Genomic DNA, 14,883 nt, shown 5'->3' on the forward strand with positions numbered 1-14,883 from the left:
ACAAAAAATATGAACTCTATTCAATTAAACACTATCGACGAAGCCATAGAAGAGATAAGGCAAGGAAACTTCGTAATTGTTGTTGATGATGAAGATCGTGAAAATGAAGGCGATTTTATCACATCTGCCGAGCTGATAACACCTGAAAAAGTTAATTTCATGGTCACACACGGCAGAGGTCTCGTTTGTGCACCTTTAACGGAGGAACGTTGTGACACTCTGGAACTTGAAATGCAGACCAACACAAATACCTCAATACATGAAACTCCTTTTACGGTATCTGTTGATTTACTTGGTCACAATTGCACAACCGGAATATCAGCTTTCGATAGAGCTGCAACGATTAAAGCGTTATGCGATCCTGCAACACAGCCAACCGATCTTGGCCGACCAGGGCATATATTCCCCTTACGTGCGCGATCAAAAGGGGTTTTGCGTCGTGCGGGACACACTGAGGCAGCAGTAGACCTCGCCCGTTTGGCAGGGTTGTATCCAGCAGGTGTTTTGGTGGAAATTATGAATAATGACGGTAGTATGGCCAGATTGCCTGAATTAATGCAAATTGCAAAAAAATTCAACATGAAGGTTATTTCCGTGAAAGATCTTATTGCACATCGTATTCAACGGGAATCGTTAGTTGATAAAGGAGTTGAAGTAGCCATGCCTACTGCTTATGGATCATTCAGGCTAATCCCCTTCAGACAAAAATCGAATGGATTGGAACACGTGGTTTTAATCAAAGGACAATGGGAACCGGACGAACCTATTTTAGTACGTGTTCATTCTTCATGCGTCACCGGCGATATTTTTGGCTCCATGCGCTGTGATTGCGGAGATCAACTTCACAAAGCTATGGAAATGATAGAAAAAGAAGGCAAAGGGGCTCTCGTTTATATGAATCAAGAAGGTCGTGGTATTGGGCTGATGAATAAAATCAAAGCCTATCATCTGCAAGAGAACGGATTAGACACTGTTGAGGCCAATATACATCTTGGATTTGAAGCCGATGAACGTGATTACGGAGTAGGTGCGCAAATCTTACGGGAAATTGGTGTAACAAACATGCGTTTGATGACCAATAATCCAGTGAAACGTATAGGATTAGAATCTTATGGTTTAAAAATAGTAGAAATCGTTCCAATTGAAATTCAGCCAAATCAATACAATCAATTTTATCTGCAAACAAAGAAAGAAAGAATGGGACATATACTAAGAAACATAAAATAGTCGTTTCTCCTTATTTAGGTTTCTTTTTAGTAGACGAGGCGCTTGTTTAGTTTATTTTGTCAAGAAAAAGAGTTAATTTTGCGACGTCTTTTTACCAGCCATAGAATGTATTAACAAATTATGTTTCAGGCGAAAACAAGCCACGATTGCTTACTCCTAAATATATTTTACTCTTTCAATAGGCAATCATACAATATTTGTGGTATTGGCATTATATGGTTTGGACTCAAGGACTTTTCTATATTACAAACACGAATCTACTCATATTTTTAACACTCTAATTTGTTCTGCATGAAAATGAACGACAAAAGCCCGTTACAAATTGAACGTGCTCTTTATCAACCAAAACTTCCGGAAGCCATGAAAGGCCCTGTTGCCTTAAAAGAAGGAGCTAAAACAACTTCCGTAGCTGATCAGGAAACTATCAAAAAATTATTTCCAAACACTTATGGACAATCTGTCATTACATTAGAAAAAACCAACAATCAATCAGCAACACCTGTTGTCAGCGTTGGTGTAATCCTCTCTGGAGGACAAGCACCTGGCGGACATAATGTCATCGCAGGCCTTTTTGATGGATTAAAAAAATTGCACCCTGACAATAAATTATATGGTTTCTTAGGTGGTCCAAGTGGTTTAGTTGAACATAAATACATTGAATTAACTCACGAAATCATTGATGAATATCGTAATACAGGCGGATTTGATATTATTGGTTCTGGTCGCACCAAACTGGAAGATCCTGAACAATTTGATAAAGGAGCTGCTATTTGTCATCAATTAGGTATCAATGCTATCGTGATTATCGGAGGCGACGATTCCAACACAAACGCCTGTATTCTTGCTGAATATTATGCACAAAACAATACCGGTATCCAAGTAATCGGTTGCCCCAAAACCATTGACGGTGATTTAAAAAATGAAATGATCGAAACCTCATTTGGCTTTGATACCGCTTGCAAAGTATACTCTGAATTGATTGGAAATATCCAACGCGATGCCAATTCCTCGAAAAAATATTATCACTTCATCCGATTAATGGGACGATCTGCATCTCACATAGCTTTGGAATGCGCTTTGCAAACTCATCCAAACATGTGTATTATTTCCGAAGAAGTAGAAGAAAAAAAGATGACTTTGCGTGATATTATCAATCAGATCGCCAAGTTGATTGCTGCACGTGCTAAAGAGGGATACAATTTCGGCTCAATTTTAGTTCCGGAAGGTCTTATCGAATTTATTCCTGAAGTTAAGGTATTAATAAACGAATTGAATGATTTATTAGCTCACAACGGAGTATTCAATGCAATTCCAAATGACGAAGGACGCCGCGAATATGTGCTACAAAGCCTGACACCTCAAAGTGCTGTTGTATTTGAAAGCTTACCATTATCGATCGGGAAACAACTTATGCTCGATCGTGATCCTCATGGTAATGTTCAGGTGTCGTTAATTGAAACAGAAAAGTTGCTGATAGAAATGACGAAATATCGTCTGGCAGAGATGAAAGCCCGTGGTGAATATAAGGGTAAATTTCAGGCTGTTAACCATTTTTTTGGATACGAAGGGCGTTGCGCTACACCATCCAATTTTGATGCAGATTATTGCTATTCTTTGGGTAACGTAGCGTCATCACTGATTTCTGCTGGAAAAACTGGCTATATTACCTCCATACGCAATCTAATTAAACCTGCATCTGAGTGGATAGCTGGTGGAGTACCAATTACAATGATGATGAACATCGAACGCCGCCACGGCAAAGAGAAACCAGTTATTAGGAAAGCATTGGTAGATCTAAAAGGCAAACCATTTCAATTTTTTGCACAACACCGTGATGAATGGGCTAAAGGCAACAAACATTACATCTTTCCTGGACCAATTCAATATGGAGGCTCAGCAATTGTTTGTGACCAACCGACTAAAACCTTGTTGTTAGAGTACGAAGATTAAAAATCGTTGATATTACAATAAACAACTAGTCTGTAGTATAGGAAGTATCTTTGCTACAGACTATTTTTTTCAAAAGAATTAACTTCAATGGCTACTTGTTTCTTAAGTCTCGGCTCAAATCTGGGAGATCGGAATGCGATGTTATCATTTGCAGAAGAAGAACTAACCATCTATGGTACTATAATCAACAAATCATCCATTTACACTACCGAACCCTGGGGCTATGAAAGTCAACATTCTTTTTTAAATAAGGTAATTCAATACGAAACAACAATACCTCCACAAGTGCTTTTGTCTATATTTAAAACTCTGGAGCAAAGAGCCGGACGTCTACAACATGTTGAAAATGAATACCAAGATAGACTACTTGATATTGATCTTTTACTCTATGATCAACTTATTATAAATAATGAAACATTGACTCTGCCTCATCCAAAAATGTATCTTAGAAAATTCGTGCTTGTTCCTTTAACTGAAATTGCGCCAACATTACGCCATCCTTTATTTAGCCAAACCATGACAGAATTACTTGAAGTTTGCCCCGATCGGACATCTGTAGTACGACAAAAATCATAATTCTCATTTGTTCATTACACATTAATATATTTTATCCAAATTGAGCAAGAAAAAACCAGCTTCTTAATACATACTCAAACAAAAAAGAGTAACTTTGTCCTCCGTTTTCGACAGTAAAAATATGGCAAAACCAAATAAAGAAACTCCTGTATTAAAAGGGATTGATGCTATCAATTTCATCAACGAAATGAAAGAAGCAGATATTAACAAAGCGCCGCGAGCAGAAAAAGATCGAACTTTCAATCATTTTGCTACGATGGCTGCTATTGCTAATTTCAAATAATTATGGATTTTTCCTCTTACAAACTTAACCGTCTTTCTGACGATTTACTCATAAAACCTTTTGATTGCGGGCGAACTGATGTAAATGTTTATCTGCTCGATAGTGCAAAATCCTATGATAAACAATTTTTGTCTGTAACATATACATTAGAAAGTACCACACACACTATTGCTTTCATTGCACTAACGAATGACCGGATCACCATTGAATCTACACCTATTACAGGTCGCTGGAAAAAATATTTTTATGAATATCTTCCCATCGGGAAAAAATACATTAGTTACCCAGCTGTCAAGATAGTTCAGTTAGGAGTTGACAAATCCTTTCAGCGTCAAAACGTCGGAACAGCTCTAATAGACTTCGTAAAAAAATGGCTTATTAACAACCGGTATACCGGTTGCCGTTTTTTAACTGTAGAGGGGATAAAAGAGTCATTACCGTTTTACGAAAAAAACGGATTTTATTATATGACCAACGATGACGTCGATTCTACAACGCGCATTATGTATTATGACCTAAGACGGCTTGAAGATTAAAATTCAACATATTGTGATACATAAAAAAGAGTGCTTGTTGGCACTCTTTTTTATTACCATAGATTTTGAAATTTAATTTCTTCTCCCACCCATAAAGATCATAATGTAATAAAATAACGTTGCCAAAGAACTTAACGCTGCAACTACATATGTATAAGCTGCTGTTTTCAGAGCATCTTTTGCTGGCGCATAAGTTTCATCATTGGTAATTCCTGAGTCATTCAACCATGCCAATGCTCGCATACTGGCATTTATTTCAACAGGCAATGTAATAAAGCTGAAAAGAGTTGTCAAGGCAAAGATAATAATACCAAAAAGCAATAATGCTGGGAATACATTAATCAAAAAAATGCCAGCCAACAACACCCACATAATCCAATTAGAAGTATAACTGACAATAGGAACCAAGGCTGTCCTCATCTTTAATGGAGCATACGCCGTAGCATGCTGTACTGCATGTCCGCATTCGTGAGCGGCAATAGCTGCAGCAGCAACACTATTGCTTGAATAAACGCCTTCACTTAAATTGACGGTTTTTTCGACTGGATTATAATGATCAGTCAACTGGCCCTCAACAGAAATGACAGATACGTCATATATACCATTTTCATGCAACATTTTCAAAGCAACATCACGACCTGTCATCCCATTTGAAAGAGGAATCTGCGAATACTTTTTAAATTTTGTCTGCAAGCTATGTTGAACCATCCAACTAAGCAGAGCAAATACACCAAAAATAAGGTAAATCATCATAACGTTTCAATTTGAAGTAATACAACAAATATAACAAATTGCCTGCCAATTGTAATTTTGTCAGACATAAAAAAACAAAAAGGATAATATCACTTTAACTAACCCATCCATGCTTTAGGAGCACTGCATACATCACTTGTTGAATTTTCTGCGCTTCAAAAGCGGCCGCCTTATAAAACAAATTACTATCTGAAGCGTATAAAATCTGGCGGGAAGAATTCACCAATATACCACATTGATCGTTAATAGCAAGCTCACCAACCTTTTCCAAATCTCCTCCTTGAGCACCAACTCCGGGAATCAACAAAAAATGATTTGGTACAATTTCACGTATTTTTTCAAAGTATGCCTCTTTTGTGGCACCCACAACATACATCATTCGGTCAGATGTAGCCCAGTTCATAGAACGATGTAAAACTTTCTCAAATAATTTTTCACCATTCGCATCTTCTGTAAGCTGAAAGTCAAAAGCTCCTTTATTTGATGTCAATGCTAATAAGATCACCCATTTATCAGGATATTTCAAAAAAGGCGACACAGAATCCTCTCCCATATAAGGTGCTACTGTAACGGCATCAAAATTAAATTGCTCAAAAAAAGTATGAGCGTACATTTCAGAAGTATTTCCGATATCACCACGCTTAGCATCAGCAATTAAGAACTGATCAGGATAATGATGACGAATATAATCAACCGTCTCCTCTAAGGCCTGCCACCCTTCAACTCCCAAACTCTCATAAAACGCAATGTTTAGCTTATAGGCCACACAGAAATCAGCCGTTGCATCAACAATAGCTTTATTAAATTCGAAAATCGGCTTTTTTTCAGACAATAAATGCTTGGGAATTTTCTTTATATCAGTATCCAACCCTATGCAAAGGAATGATTTTTTACGACAAATATTTTTAAACAGTTGATTAGCAGTCATAAAATGTTTTTTTTCTATTCTTTCTTTCAATCACAAATGTACGCATTTCAACATAAAGAATCATCAAATAAGCTCATTTTAAGTTAGTCCCAAAAATTGCGTACTTTTGCAGACAAAACATATTCAAATGACTATCCTCTACGAAGACAACCACCTTATTGTTGTCAACAAAACATCGTCAGAAATTGTACAAGGTGACAAAACAGGTGACCAACCATTATCTGAGACATTAAAATTTTATCTAAAAGAAAAATATCAAAAACCCGGAAACGTTTTTGTTGGAGTCATTCATCGTTTGGATCGCCCCGTTAGTGGAGTCGTTGTTTTTGCCAAAACCAGCAAAGCATTAACTCGTATGAATGAAGCATTAAAAAATCATGATATCAAAAAAAGCTATTGGGCAATTGTCAAAAAAGCAGATATAGAACCAGTGTCAACATTAACTCATTATCTTGTACGGAATGAGAGACAAAACAAATCGTATGCGTACGATAAAGAACAAAAAAACAGTCAATTATCCATTCTTCACTATAAACTAATGGCAACATCCGATCGTTACTCTCTTTTAGAAATTGATTTGGAAACAGGCAGGCACCACCAAATTCGCTGCCAATTGGCAAAAATTGGATGTCCCATTAAAGGAGACTTAAAATATGGATTCCCACGTTCAAATGAAGATGGAGGAATTTCATTGCACGCTCGCAACATTTCCTTTATTCATCCGGTGACCAAAGAGCCTGTATCAATTACCGCACCCGTTCCAGAAGAAAACCTATGGAAGATGTTTGAAGCAAATCTCAATGAAAATAATTAACATTTACAACATAAAAAATTGATTTAATTCAAGTTAGGATTCTGCGGAAAATCTGCCCAGTGACGATATTTGCCACCTAAAGCTTTCATAAACTGCATCCACATAAGCTCTGCATTTTCGACAAACAGCACAGATTCATCAGCCACAGGACCCACGATCCAAGATTGATGTTTGATTTCCTGGTCCAGTTGCTCGCTCTCCCACCCTGAATATCCTAAAAAGAAACGTACTTTGCCACTAACCCCTAATCCTTGATTTATGTTATCAATTAACTGGTCAAAATCTCCTCCTAAAAAAAGATGTTGAGTAATAGGAAAGCTATGAGGCAAGTCCTCCATATTATGCAAATAAAAAAGGGATTTTGAGCCTACAGGGCCTCCACAAAACAGACGAATATTTTCCTCTATGCCCATGCCTTCAATGACTTCGTGAAGATATATGTCCAAAGGTTTATTCAAAACCAAACCCATGCTTCCTTCATTATCAGAATGTTGCGTCAATAACACTACTGATCGACCAAAATAAGGTTCATTCATAAATGGTTCTGCCAGCATCAACCGGCCTTTAGCCGGTTTTGCTCCCTGATCAATCCGAAAGAAAGAATTATCAAAAACCATACTTGTTACATTAAGCTCATGTCCATAAAACGAACAAAGACAAGCTTTTGTATTTTATGCTTATCTTTTGCTATATTTACAAACCACATTTGATATGAAACAAATATAGTATACAAAAGAACAAATTATCCTTTTTTTGTCGATTTTTTCTTTGTCATTGACTTTTTAGCTGGTTTAGAGCTGCTTTGAATAATTTCTAAACAAGCTTCATAAGTCAATTCCGCAGGATTTGTTGTCTTTGGAATCTTGAAATTTTGCTTCTTATAAGATATATAGGGTCCAAATCTTCCATTTAAAATCTGTAAATCAGCATCTTGTTCAAACGATTTTATGAGCTTATTTTTATCAGCTTCTCGCTTTGCTTCAATTAATTCTACCGCAGCATCAGCAGATATTGATAATGGATCTTCTGTTTTGGGTAATGAGTAAAAAGCACCATCATAGCGCACGTAAGCACCAAAGCGTCCAATGCCAACCACCAGTTCCTTGTCTTGCCATTTCCCTAAAGAACGAGGCAATTTGAATAAATCCAATGCTTCTTCAAACGTTATAGTTTCAAGCAGTTGTCCTTTTTTTAACGAAGCAAACTGTAGTTTATCATCATCATCTTTATTTCCCAATTGCACAATAGGGCCAAATCTGCCAATACGCACCGAAACTTGTTTTCCTGTCTTTGGATCAATTCCTAAAACTCTTTCTCCAGATCGACGCTCGGAATTAGCCATCGTTTCAATCACTTTGGGGTGAAATTTTTCGTAGAAACTTTTAAGCGCTTCCTGCCAATCTAATTGTCCTTCAGCAATATCATCAAATTCTTTTTCAACGTTAGCCGTGAAATTATAATCCAAAATATTAGGAAAATAATCCATCAGAAAATCATTGACAACCATACCAATATCCGTTGGCAAAAGTTTTCCTTTATCGGCTCCATATCGCTCTGTTTTATTCTCTTCTTTAATTTTTTCCTCCTTCAATGTTAATACGGTAAAGGTACGTACCTCCCCTTCCAAATTGCTTTTTTCAACATAGTTACGTTTCTGTATGGTGGAAATAGTAGGTGCATACGTAGAAGGACGCCCAATACCCAGTTCCTCTAGTTTTCGAACCAACGCAGCTTCCGAATAACGCGGCGGACGTTGTGTAAATCTTTCTGTAGCTGTAATTTGACTCATATTCAACAGTTGAGCCACCTTCAAAGGAGGTAATAGTGGTTCAGCTTCCTGATCTGAATCTTCATCAGTCGATTCCATATAAACCTTTAGAAACCCATCAAACTTAATGATTTCTCCCGTAGCCAGAAATTTTTCCGAAGAATTATTCATCCCGATAGTGATGTTCGTTCGTTCTAATTCTGCATCACTCATTTGCGAAGCAATTGTCCGCTTCCAAATCAATGCATACAAGTTCTTTTCTTGTGCCGTCCCGTTAATTTCATGCTTATTTAAATATGTGGGACGAATGGCTTCATGAGCTTCTTGTGCCCCTTTTGTACGGGTTTGAAATCGCCGAAATTGCCAGTAGCGTTCTCCGGCCATCGAAAAAATCTCCGCTTTTGCGGCCCCTAATGCCAAATCAGACAAATTAACTGAATCTGTCCGCATGTATGTAATCTGACCAGCCTCGTATAGCTTCTGAGCAATCATCATGGTCTGAGACACAGAATAGCCCAACTTACGGGCAGCTTCTTGTTGTAATGTTGAAGTAGTAAAAGGAGGCGCCGGTGATCGTTTAGAAGGTTTCTTTACAATATCTTCTATCGTAAACTTACTTGCCTTACAGGCTTCAAGAAAAGCATAAGCATCTTCCTTTTTAGCAAACCGATGTTGCAATTCTGCTTTAAGTTCTACAGGATTTTCATCTTCATCCATGACGGTGAACAAAGCCACGACACGATATGAAGATTCAGACACAAATCCTTGTATTTCACGTTCTCGCTCAACGATGAGACGCACCGCAACAGATTGAACACGTCCGGCTGAAAGCGAGGATTTCACTTTACGCCAAAGAACAGGAGACAATTCAAATCCGACTATTCTGTCAAGAATACGCCGAGCTTGCTGAGCATTAACCAAATCAATATCAATTTCTCGCGGATGTTCAATAGCCTGTAAGATGGCGGGTTTTGTAATTTCATGAAAAACAATCCGACGTGTTTTCTCCCGTTTAAGTTTCAAAACTTCTGATAAATGCCAGGCTATAGCTTCTCCTTCACGGTCTTCATCAGATGCCAACCATACGGTATCCACTGTATCTGATGCTTTCTTTAACTCAGACACCAGCTTCTTTTTATCTGGTGAAATTTCATAAATCGGGTTAAATCCGTGTTCTATATCCACGCCAAAAGCATGTTCACTCAAATCACGAATATGCCCAAAGCTTGACAGCACAGCATATTCACTCCCCAAAAATTTCTCAATCGTTTTGGCTTTCGCCGGCGACTCTACAATCACCAAGTTTTTCGACATAAACTACTTTTTTTGAAGTATTCGGTTGATCCATCATTCACCACAAATCAACGCAATAGACAATCACATAGCCATCTATACTAAAAAAAGACAGAAAGCTTTGACATTGTTAAACGAGTACAAAGTAACAAAATGAATTCCTTAACTGCCAATTTTTCAGTGCTTTTTTGGGAAAAGAAATTCTTTCTATAAAACAAAAAAGCCTAATTTCAAAAAACAAATTACACATAACTAGTTAATTATCTAATACATATACCAAAGAACAGTACCATTAAATATTTCATTAGCTACTCCAAAATACCATAAGAACCTTCATTTTGCCCTAAAATCACAACTAATTCAACTCAATAACTTGTTATAAAGCTAATTGGCATTCATGAGGATCATTCTTCTTTTGCTTTCTTTTTTTTGTAATATTTTCTCTTTGAATGATTTGAATGATTTTTCTTTGAACAATTCAATTTTTGTTTGATTGCCCAAACCGGAGGTTCGCCTAATTCTGTCGGTAATTCAATCCTGTTTATTTTCTGTTCAATTAATTCTTCTATTTGAGCCATTCGCTTCATATCTTTTTCATTCACTAAAGTAAAGGCTTCTCCTTCATTATTCGCCCGCGCTGTTCTGCCAATTCGATGTACATAATCTTCTGCGTCATGCGGCACATCAAAGTTAACAACCAAATTAATCTCCTTAATATCAATACCTCTGCTAATTACATCCGTAGCAACCAAAATGCGCAACCTTTTGGAACGAAATTCGCGCAACACTTCTTCTCTCTTGTCCTGATCTAAATCGGACGAAATGCCACGAGCGCTGTATCCGAATCGTTTTAACGAAGAAACAATATCATGCACTTTATTCTTGGCAGAAGTGAAAATCAAAACTGAATCATAATTCAGCCGCTGTTCCAGGAAGAAATGAATCATAGGAATCTTCTGTTGATCATACGCAAGACAAACATGTTGTATGACATTTTCAGCAGGTTTTGAAACAGCTAATGAAATTTCTTCGGGATGCTTCAATATCTTGTTGGCCAGTTGACGTATTTTCAACGGCATGGTTGCACTAAACATTAAAGTTTGACGATTTTTTGGCAAATGAGTGATAATCTTCTCAATATCGTCAAGAAATCCCATATCAAGCATTTTATCCGCCTCATCCAGAATTAAATGTTTCAATTGAGAAAAATCGCCGTGCCCCATCGCCAAATGAGAAATTAAGCGTCCTGGAGTGGCAACGACTATATCGACTTTATTACTCAAAGAATTAACCTGCTGGGCATACTCTCCGCCATCCCCACCCCCATAAATAGCTACAGTGCCAATCGAGGCGAAATAAGCAAATCCTTGAATCTCCTGATTAATCTGAATAGCCAGCTCACGAGTCGGGACAATAATCAAAGTGTCTGTACCATGAGAAGGCTTTTGAATCAATTTATGCAGAACAGGTAAAACAAATGCGGCTGTCTTTCCGGTTCCAGTTTGGGCACATGCCAGCACATCATGTTGTTGCAATATGGCTGGAATAGCGAATTCCTGAATAGGAGTCGCTTGCTCAAATCCCATATATGAAATGGCTTCAATCAAACTTCCATTCAAATCAAACTCAGAAAAATTCATATAATATATTTTATTGGTTTATTGATTAGTAGCAACCTGTGTTTTGAGTCACATTTTCAAAGCACAAGAGGCATCAATTAAAAGTTCAAAAATAAAAAAAATAAGCCAAAACAAAAAATCAAAATTACAACACCAGCTTACATCTAATTGCAAATAAACCATTTACAATTTATCTTCGTTATTCAACAAACTTTCCGTAAATTTGCTGTTCAAAAATTACAAGCAGATTATACAAAATTCAAAAGAAAGAAGTTCATACTATTTGACACTGAAACAAGCAATTATGGAATACAATTTCAGGGAAATCGATAACAAATGGCAAAATTTTTGGAGAGAACATCATATTTATAACGTCGAGACAGCTCCAAATCGTCCTAAATATTATGTGTTGGATATGTTTCCATATCCATCGGGAGCAGGCTTGCATGTAGGACACCCACTTGGTTACATCGCTTCCGATATCTTCAGCCGGTTTAAAAGATTACAAGGATATAATGTGTTACACCCAATGGGATATGACGCATATGGATTACCTGCGGAGCAATATGCCATTCAAACAGGACAACATCCCGCTATCACAACTGAAAAAAATATTCGTCGCTACCGGGAACAACTAGAAAAAATAGGGTTTTCATTTGATTGGAACAGAGAAGTGCGCACTTGTGATCCGGGATATTACAAATGGACACAATGGGCATTTATCCAAATGTTCAATCATTATTATGACAATCATAGCCAAAAAGCCCAACCCATTGAAGACCTAATTCAAGCTTTTAAAACAAGTGGAACCAATGGCATTGACGCTGCCTGCTCTGAAAAAATGCATTTCACTGCTGACGAATGGAATGCAAAAAGCGAGAAAGTGCAACGTGATATCCTGATGAACTACCGCATTGCTTACAAAGCCGACACGATGGTGAACTGGTGTTCTGCTTTGGGAACTGTGCTTGCAAACGACGAAGTGAGCGAAGGGGTTTCTATCCGCGGCGGACATCCGGTAGAACAAAAGGTGATGAGCCAATGGAGTCTTCGGGTTTCAGCGTATGCCCAACGACTTCTCGATGGACTTGAAACCATCGACTGGACGGACTCGTTGAAAGAGACTCAACGTAACTGGATCGGTCGAAGTGAAGGTGCTGAAATGAATTTTAAAGTAAAAGATTCCGATCTGGAGTTTACTATATTTACCACCCGTGCCGATACAATCTTCGGCGTAACGTTTATGGTGCTGGCTCCTGAAAGTCCTCTTGTGGCCAAGCTGGTTACTTCCGACCAGAAAGAGGCTGTCAATGCATATCTGATTGCTACAAAAAAACGAACCGAACGAGAACGTATCGCAGATAAGCGGATTACCGGCGTCTTTTCCGGTTCGTATGCCATCAATCCGCTGACGGAAGAGGCAATTCCGGTATGGATCAGCGACTATGTTCTGGCAGGTTATGGAACGGGAGCCATCATGGCGGTTCCTGCACATGACTCTCGTGACTACGCATTTGCCAAATATTTCAATCTTCCCATCGTTCCACTCATCGATGGTTGCGATGTGAGTGAAGAAAGCTTTGACGCAAAAGAAGGAATTGTAATGAATTCGCCAAAAGCCGGACACGAAATAGCGGGTGGTCTCGTTTTAAACGGTCTGACCGTGAAAGAAGCCATTGCTAAAACCAAACAACATATTACGGAGAGAGAACTTGGGCGGGTAAAAATAAATTTCCGTCTGCGCGATGCAATCTTCAGCCGCCAACGCTATTGGGGCGAACCATTCCCTGTTTACTACAAAGACGGACAACCTTACATGCTTGACGAAAGCAAGCTGCCGCTCGAATTGCCCGAAGTGGATAAATATCTGCCAACTGAAAAAGGTGAACCTCCTCTCGGACGTGCTAAAAACTGGCAAACGGAAGACGGTTATCCATTGGAACTAAATACGATGCCTGGGTTTGCAGGCTCTTCGGCCTATTATCTCCGCTACATGGATCCCTATAATGACATGGCTTTGGTTTCAAAAGAAGCTAACCAATACTGGCGAAATGTTGATTTATATATTGGTGGGACAGAACATGCTACAGGCCATTTAATTTACAGTCGGTTTTGGAATAAGTTTCTCTTCGATTTGGAATTGATTTGCGAAGAAGAGCCATTTAAAAAACTGATCAACCAGGGAATGATTCAGGGGCGAAGCAATTTTGTATATCGTATTAAAAATAGCAACACATTCGTATCATTTAATCTGAAAAATGATTATGAGACAACCCCTATCCACGTAGATGTAAACATCGTTCATAATGATATTCTCGATGCCGAAGCTTTCAAAAACTGGAATCCCGAATATAAGACGGCAGAATTTATAATGGAAGATGATGGGAAATACCATTGCGGGTGGGCTGTTGAAAAGATGTCAAAATCAATGTTTAATGTGGTCAATCCCGATGACATTGTCGAAAGATACGGAGCCGACACGCTTCGCCTGTATGAAATGTTCCTTGGCCCTCTGGAACAGTCAAAACCATGGGATACCAATGGTATAGATGGTGTTCACCGGTTTTTGAAAAAACTATGGAATCTTTTCTGGAGAGAAGATCAGTTCGCAGTATCAGAGGCTGCGCCGACGTCAGAAGAATTCAAGGCGCTCCACAAGTTACTCAAGAAAGTAAAATATGATATTGAAAACTTTTCGTTCAATACATCTGTCAGCGCTTTCATGATTTGCATCAATGAACTAACAACATTGAAATGCAATAAACGAGATATCCTGCAACCATTACTCATAGCCCTGAATCCGTTTGCTCCGCATATTACGGAAGAATTGTGGCATCAAATGGGACACACCAGCTCTATTTGCGATGCAACATGGGTGGAAGCTGAGGAACAGTATTTGCAGGAGGATATCGTTACCTATGCGATCTCATTTAATGGGAAAGTCCGTTTTCAAATACAGTTGCCAGCTGATTTACAGGTTGAGCAGGTCGAAACAACAGTATTAGCTAATGATCAGACAAAAAAATGGCTTGAAAACAAAACGCCTAAAAAGGTAATTGTGGTACAGAAGAAAATCGTGAATATCGTATTTTGACAATCGAGAGGTTGGGAAAAATAGGAGGATTACTATTTTATT

At 38.2% G+C, this 14,883-nt stretch carries 12 protein-coding genes; 7 read left to right on the top strand and 5 right to left on the bottom strand.

What is annotated here, in order from left to right:
- Positions 1-9: 9 nt before the first annotated feature.
- The 5 genes from FHX64_RS03930 to FHX64_RS03950 all read left to right on the top strand — a co-directional run bounded on the left by FHX64_RS03930 (position 10) and on the right by FHX64_RS03950 (position 4,572).
- The gene (locus FHX64_RS03930; RefSeq protein ID WP_183412520.1) at positions 10-1,227 is read left to right on the top strand and encodes a bifunctional 3,4-dihydroxy-2-butanone-4-phosphate synthase/GTP cyclohydrolase II; all 1,218 of its coding nucleotides are present in this window, start codon (positions 10-12) and stop codon (positions 1,225-1,227) included.
- Between the two features lie 291 nt (positions 1,228-1,518).
- Positions 1,519-3,177, top strand: a complete 1,659-nt coding sequence (locus tag FHX64_RS03935; RefSeq protein ID WP_183412521.1) for a diphosphate--fructose-6-phosphate 1-phosphotransferase — start codon at positions 1,519-1,521, stop codon at positions 3,175-3,177.
- Between the two features lie 87 nt (positions 3,178-3,264).
- Positions 3,265-3,753 (top strand): 2-amino-4-hydroxy-6-hydroxymethyldihydropteridine diphosphokinase, encoded by a 489-nt coding sequence (gene folK, locus FHX64_RS03940; RefSeq protein ID WP_281370785.1) that lies wholly within the window; start codon positions 3,265-3,267, stop codon positions 3,751-3,753.
- A gap of 121 nt (positions 3,754-3,874) precedes the next feature.
- Positions 3,875-4,036, top strand: coding sequence for a hypothetical protein (locus FHX64_RS03945; protein ID WP_183412523.1), 162 nt, complete (start codon positions 3,875-3,877; stop codon positions 4,034-4,036).
- 2 nt (positions 4,037-4,038) lie between these two features.
- Complete coding sequence (locus tag FHX64_RS03950) at positions 4,039-4,572, top strand: GNAT family N-acetyltransferase (RefSeq protein WP_183412524.1); 534 nt, start codon at positions 4,039-4,041, stop codon at positions 4,570-4,572.
- A 72-nt stretch (positions 4,573-4,644) separates the two neighbouring features.
- On the opposite strand, the gene FHX64_RS03955 is transcribed toward FHX64_RS03950, so the two are convergent.
- Together FHX64_RS03955 and pyrF are read right to left on the bottom strand one after the other, a co-directional pair.
- Positions 4,645-5,322, bottom strand: coding sequence for a zinc metallopeptidase (locus FHX64_RS03955; RefSeq protein WP_425487957.1), 678 nt, complete (start codon positions 5,320-5,322; stop codon positions 4,645-4,647).
- Positions 5,323-5,419: 97 nt separating this feature from the next.
- Positions 5,420-6,253: an orotidine-5'-phosphate decarboxylase gene (pyrF, locus tag FHX64_RS03960; protein ID WP_183412526.1), complete on the bottom strand. Its 834-nt coding sequence runs from the start codon at positions 6,251-6,253 to the stop codon at positions 5,420-5,422.
- Between the two features lie 127 nt (positions 6,254-6,380).
- Here pyrF and FHX64_RS03965 point away from each other — a divergent pair, with 127 nt between their 5' ends.
- Positions 6,381-7,067, top strand: a complete 687-nt coding sequence (locus tag FHX64_RS03965; protein WP_183412527.1) for an RluA family pseudouridine synthase — start codon at positions 6,381-6,383, stop codon at positions 7,065-7,067.
- Positions 7,068-7,090: 23 nt separating this feature from the next.
- On the opposite strand, the gene FHX64_RS03970 is transcribed toward FHX64_RS03965, so the two are convergent.
- From FHX64_RS03970 to FHX64_RS03980, 3 genes are all read right to left on the bottom strand, one after another.
- Complete coding sequence (locus FHX64_RS03970) at positions 7,091-7,684, bottom strand: YqgE/AlgH family protein (protein ID WP_183412528.1); 594 nt, start codon at positions 7,682-7,684, stop codon at positions 7,091-7,093.
- Between the two features lie 125 nt (positions 7,685-7,809).
- The gene (gene topA / locus FHX64_RS03975) at positions 7,810-10,149 is read right to left on the bottom strand and encodes a type I DNA topoisomerase (protein WP_183412529.1); all 2,340 of its coding nucleotides are present in this window, start codon (positions 10,147-10,149) and stop codon (positions 7,810-7,812) included.
- Positions 10,150-10,532: 383 nt separating this feature from the next.
- Positions 10,533-11,768, bottom strand: coding sequence for a DEAD/DEAH box helicase (locus FHX64_RS03980; RefSeq protein ID WP_183412530.1), 1,236 nt, complete (start codon positions 11,766-11,768; stop codon positions 10,533-10,535).
- A gap of 283 nt (positions 11,769-12,051) precedes the next feature.
- Between FHX64_RS03980 and leuS the strand changes: the two genes are divergently transcribed.
- The gene (leuS, locus tag FHX64_RS03985) at positions 12,052-14,841 is read left to right on the top strand and encodes a leucine--tRNA ligase (RefSeq protein WP_183412531.1); all 2,790 of its coding nucleotides are present in this window, start codon (positions 12,052-12,054) and stop codon (positions 14,839-14,841) included.
- Positions 14,842-14,883: the final 42 nt, after the last annotated feature.

Origin of the sequence: Microbacter margulisiae (assembly GCF_014192515.1) — a bacterium.
Classification (GTDB): Bacteria; Bacteroidota; Bacteroidia; order Bacteroidales; family Paludibacteraceae; genus Microbacter; species Microbacter margulisiae.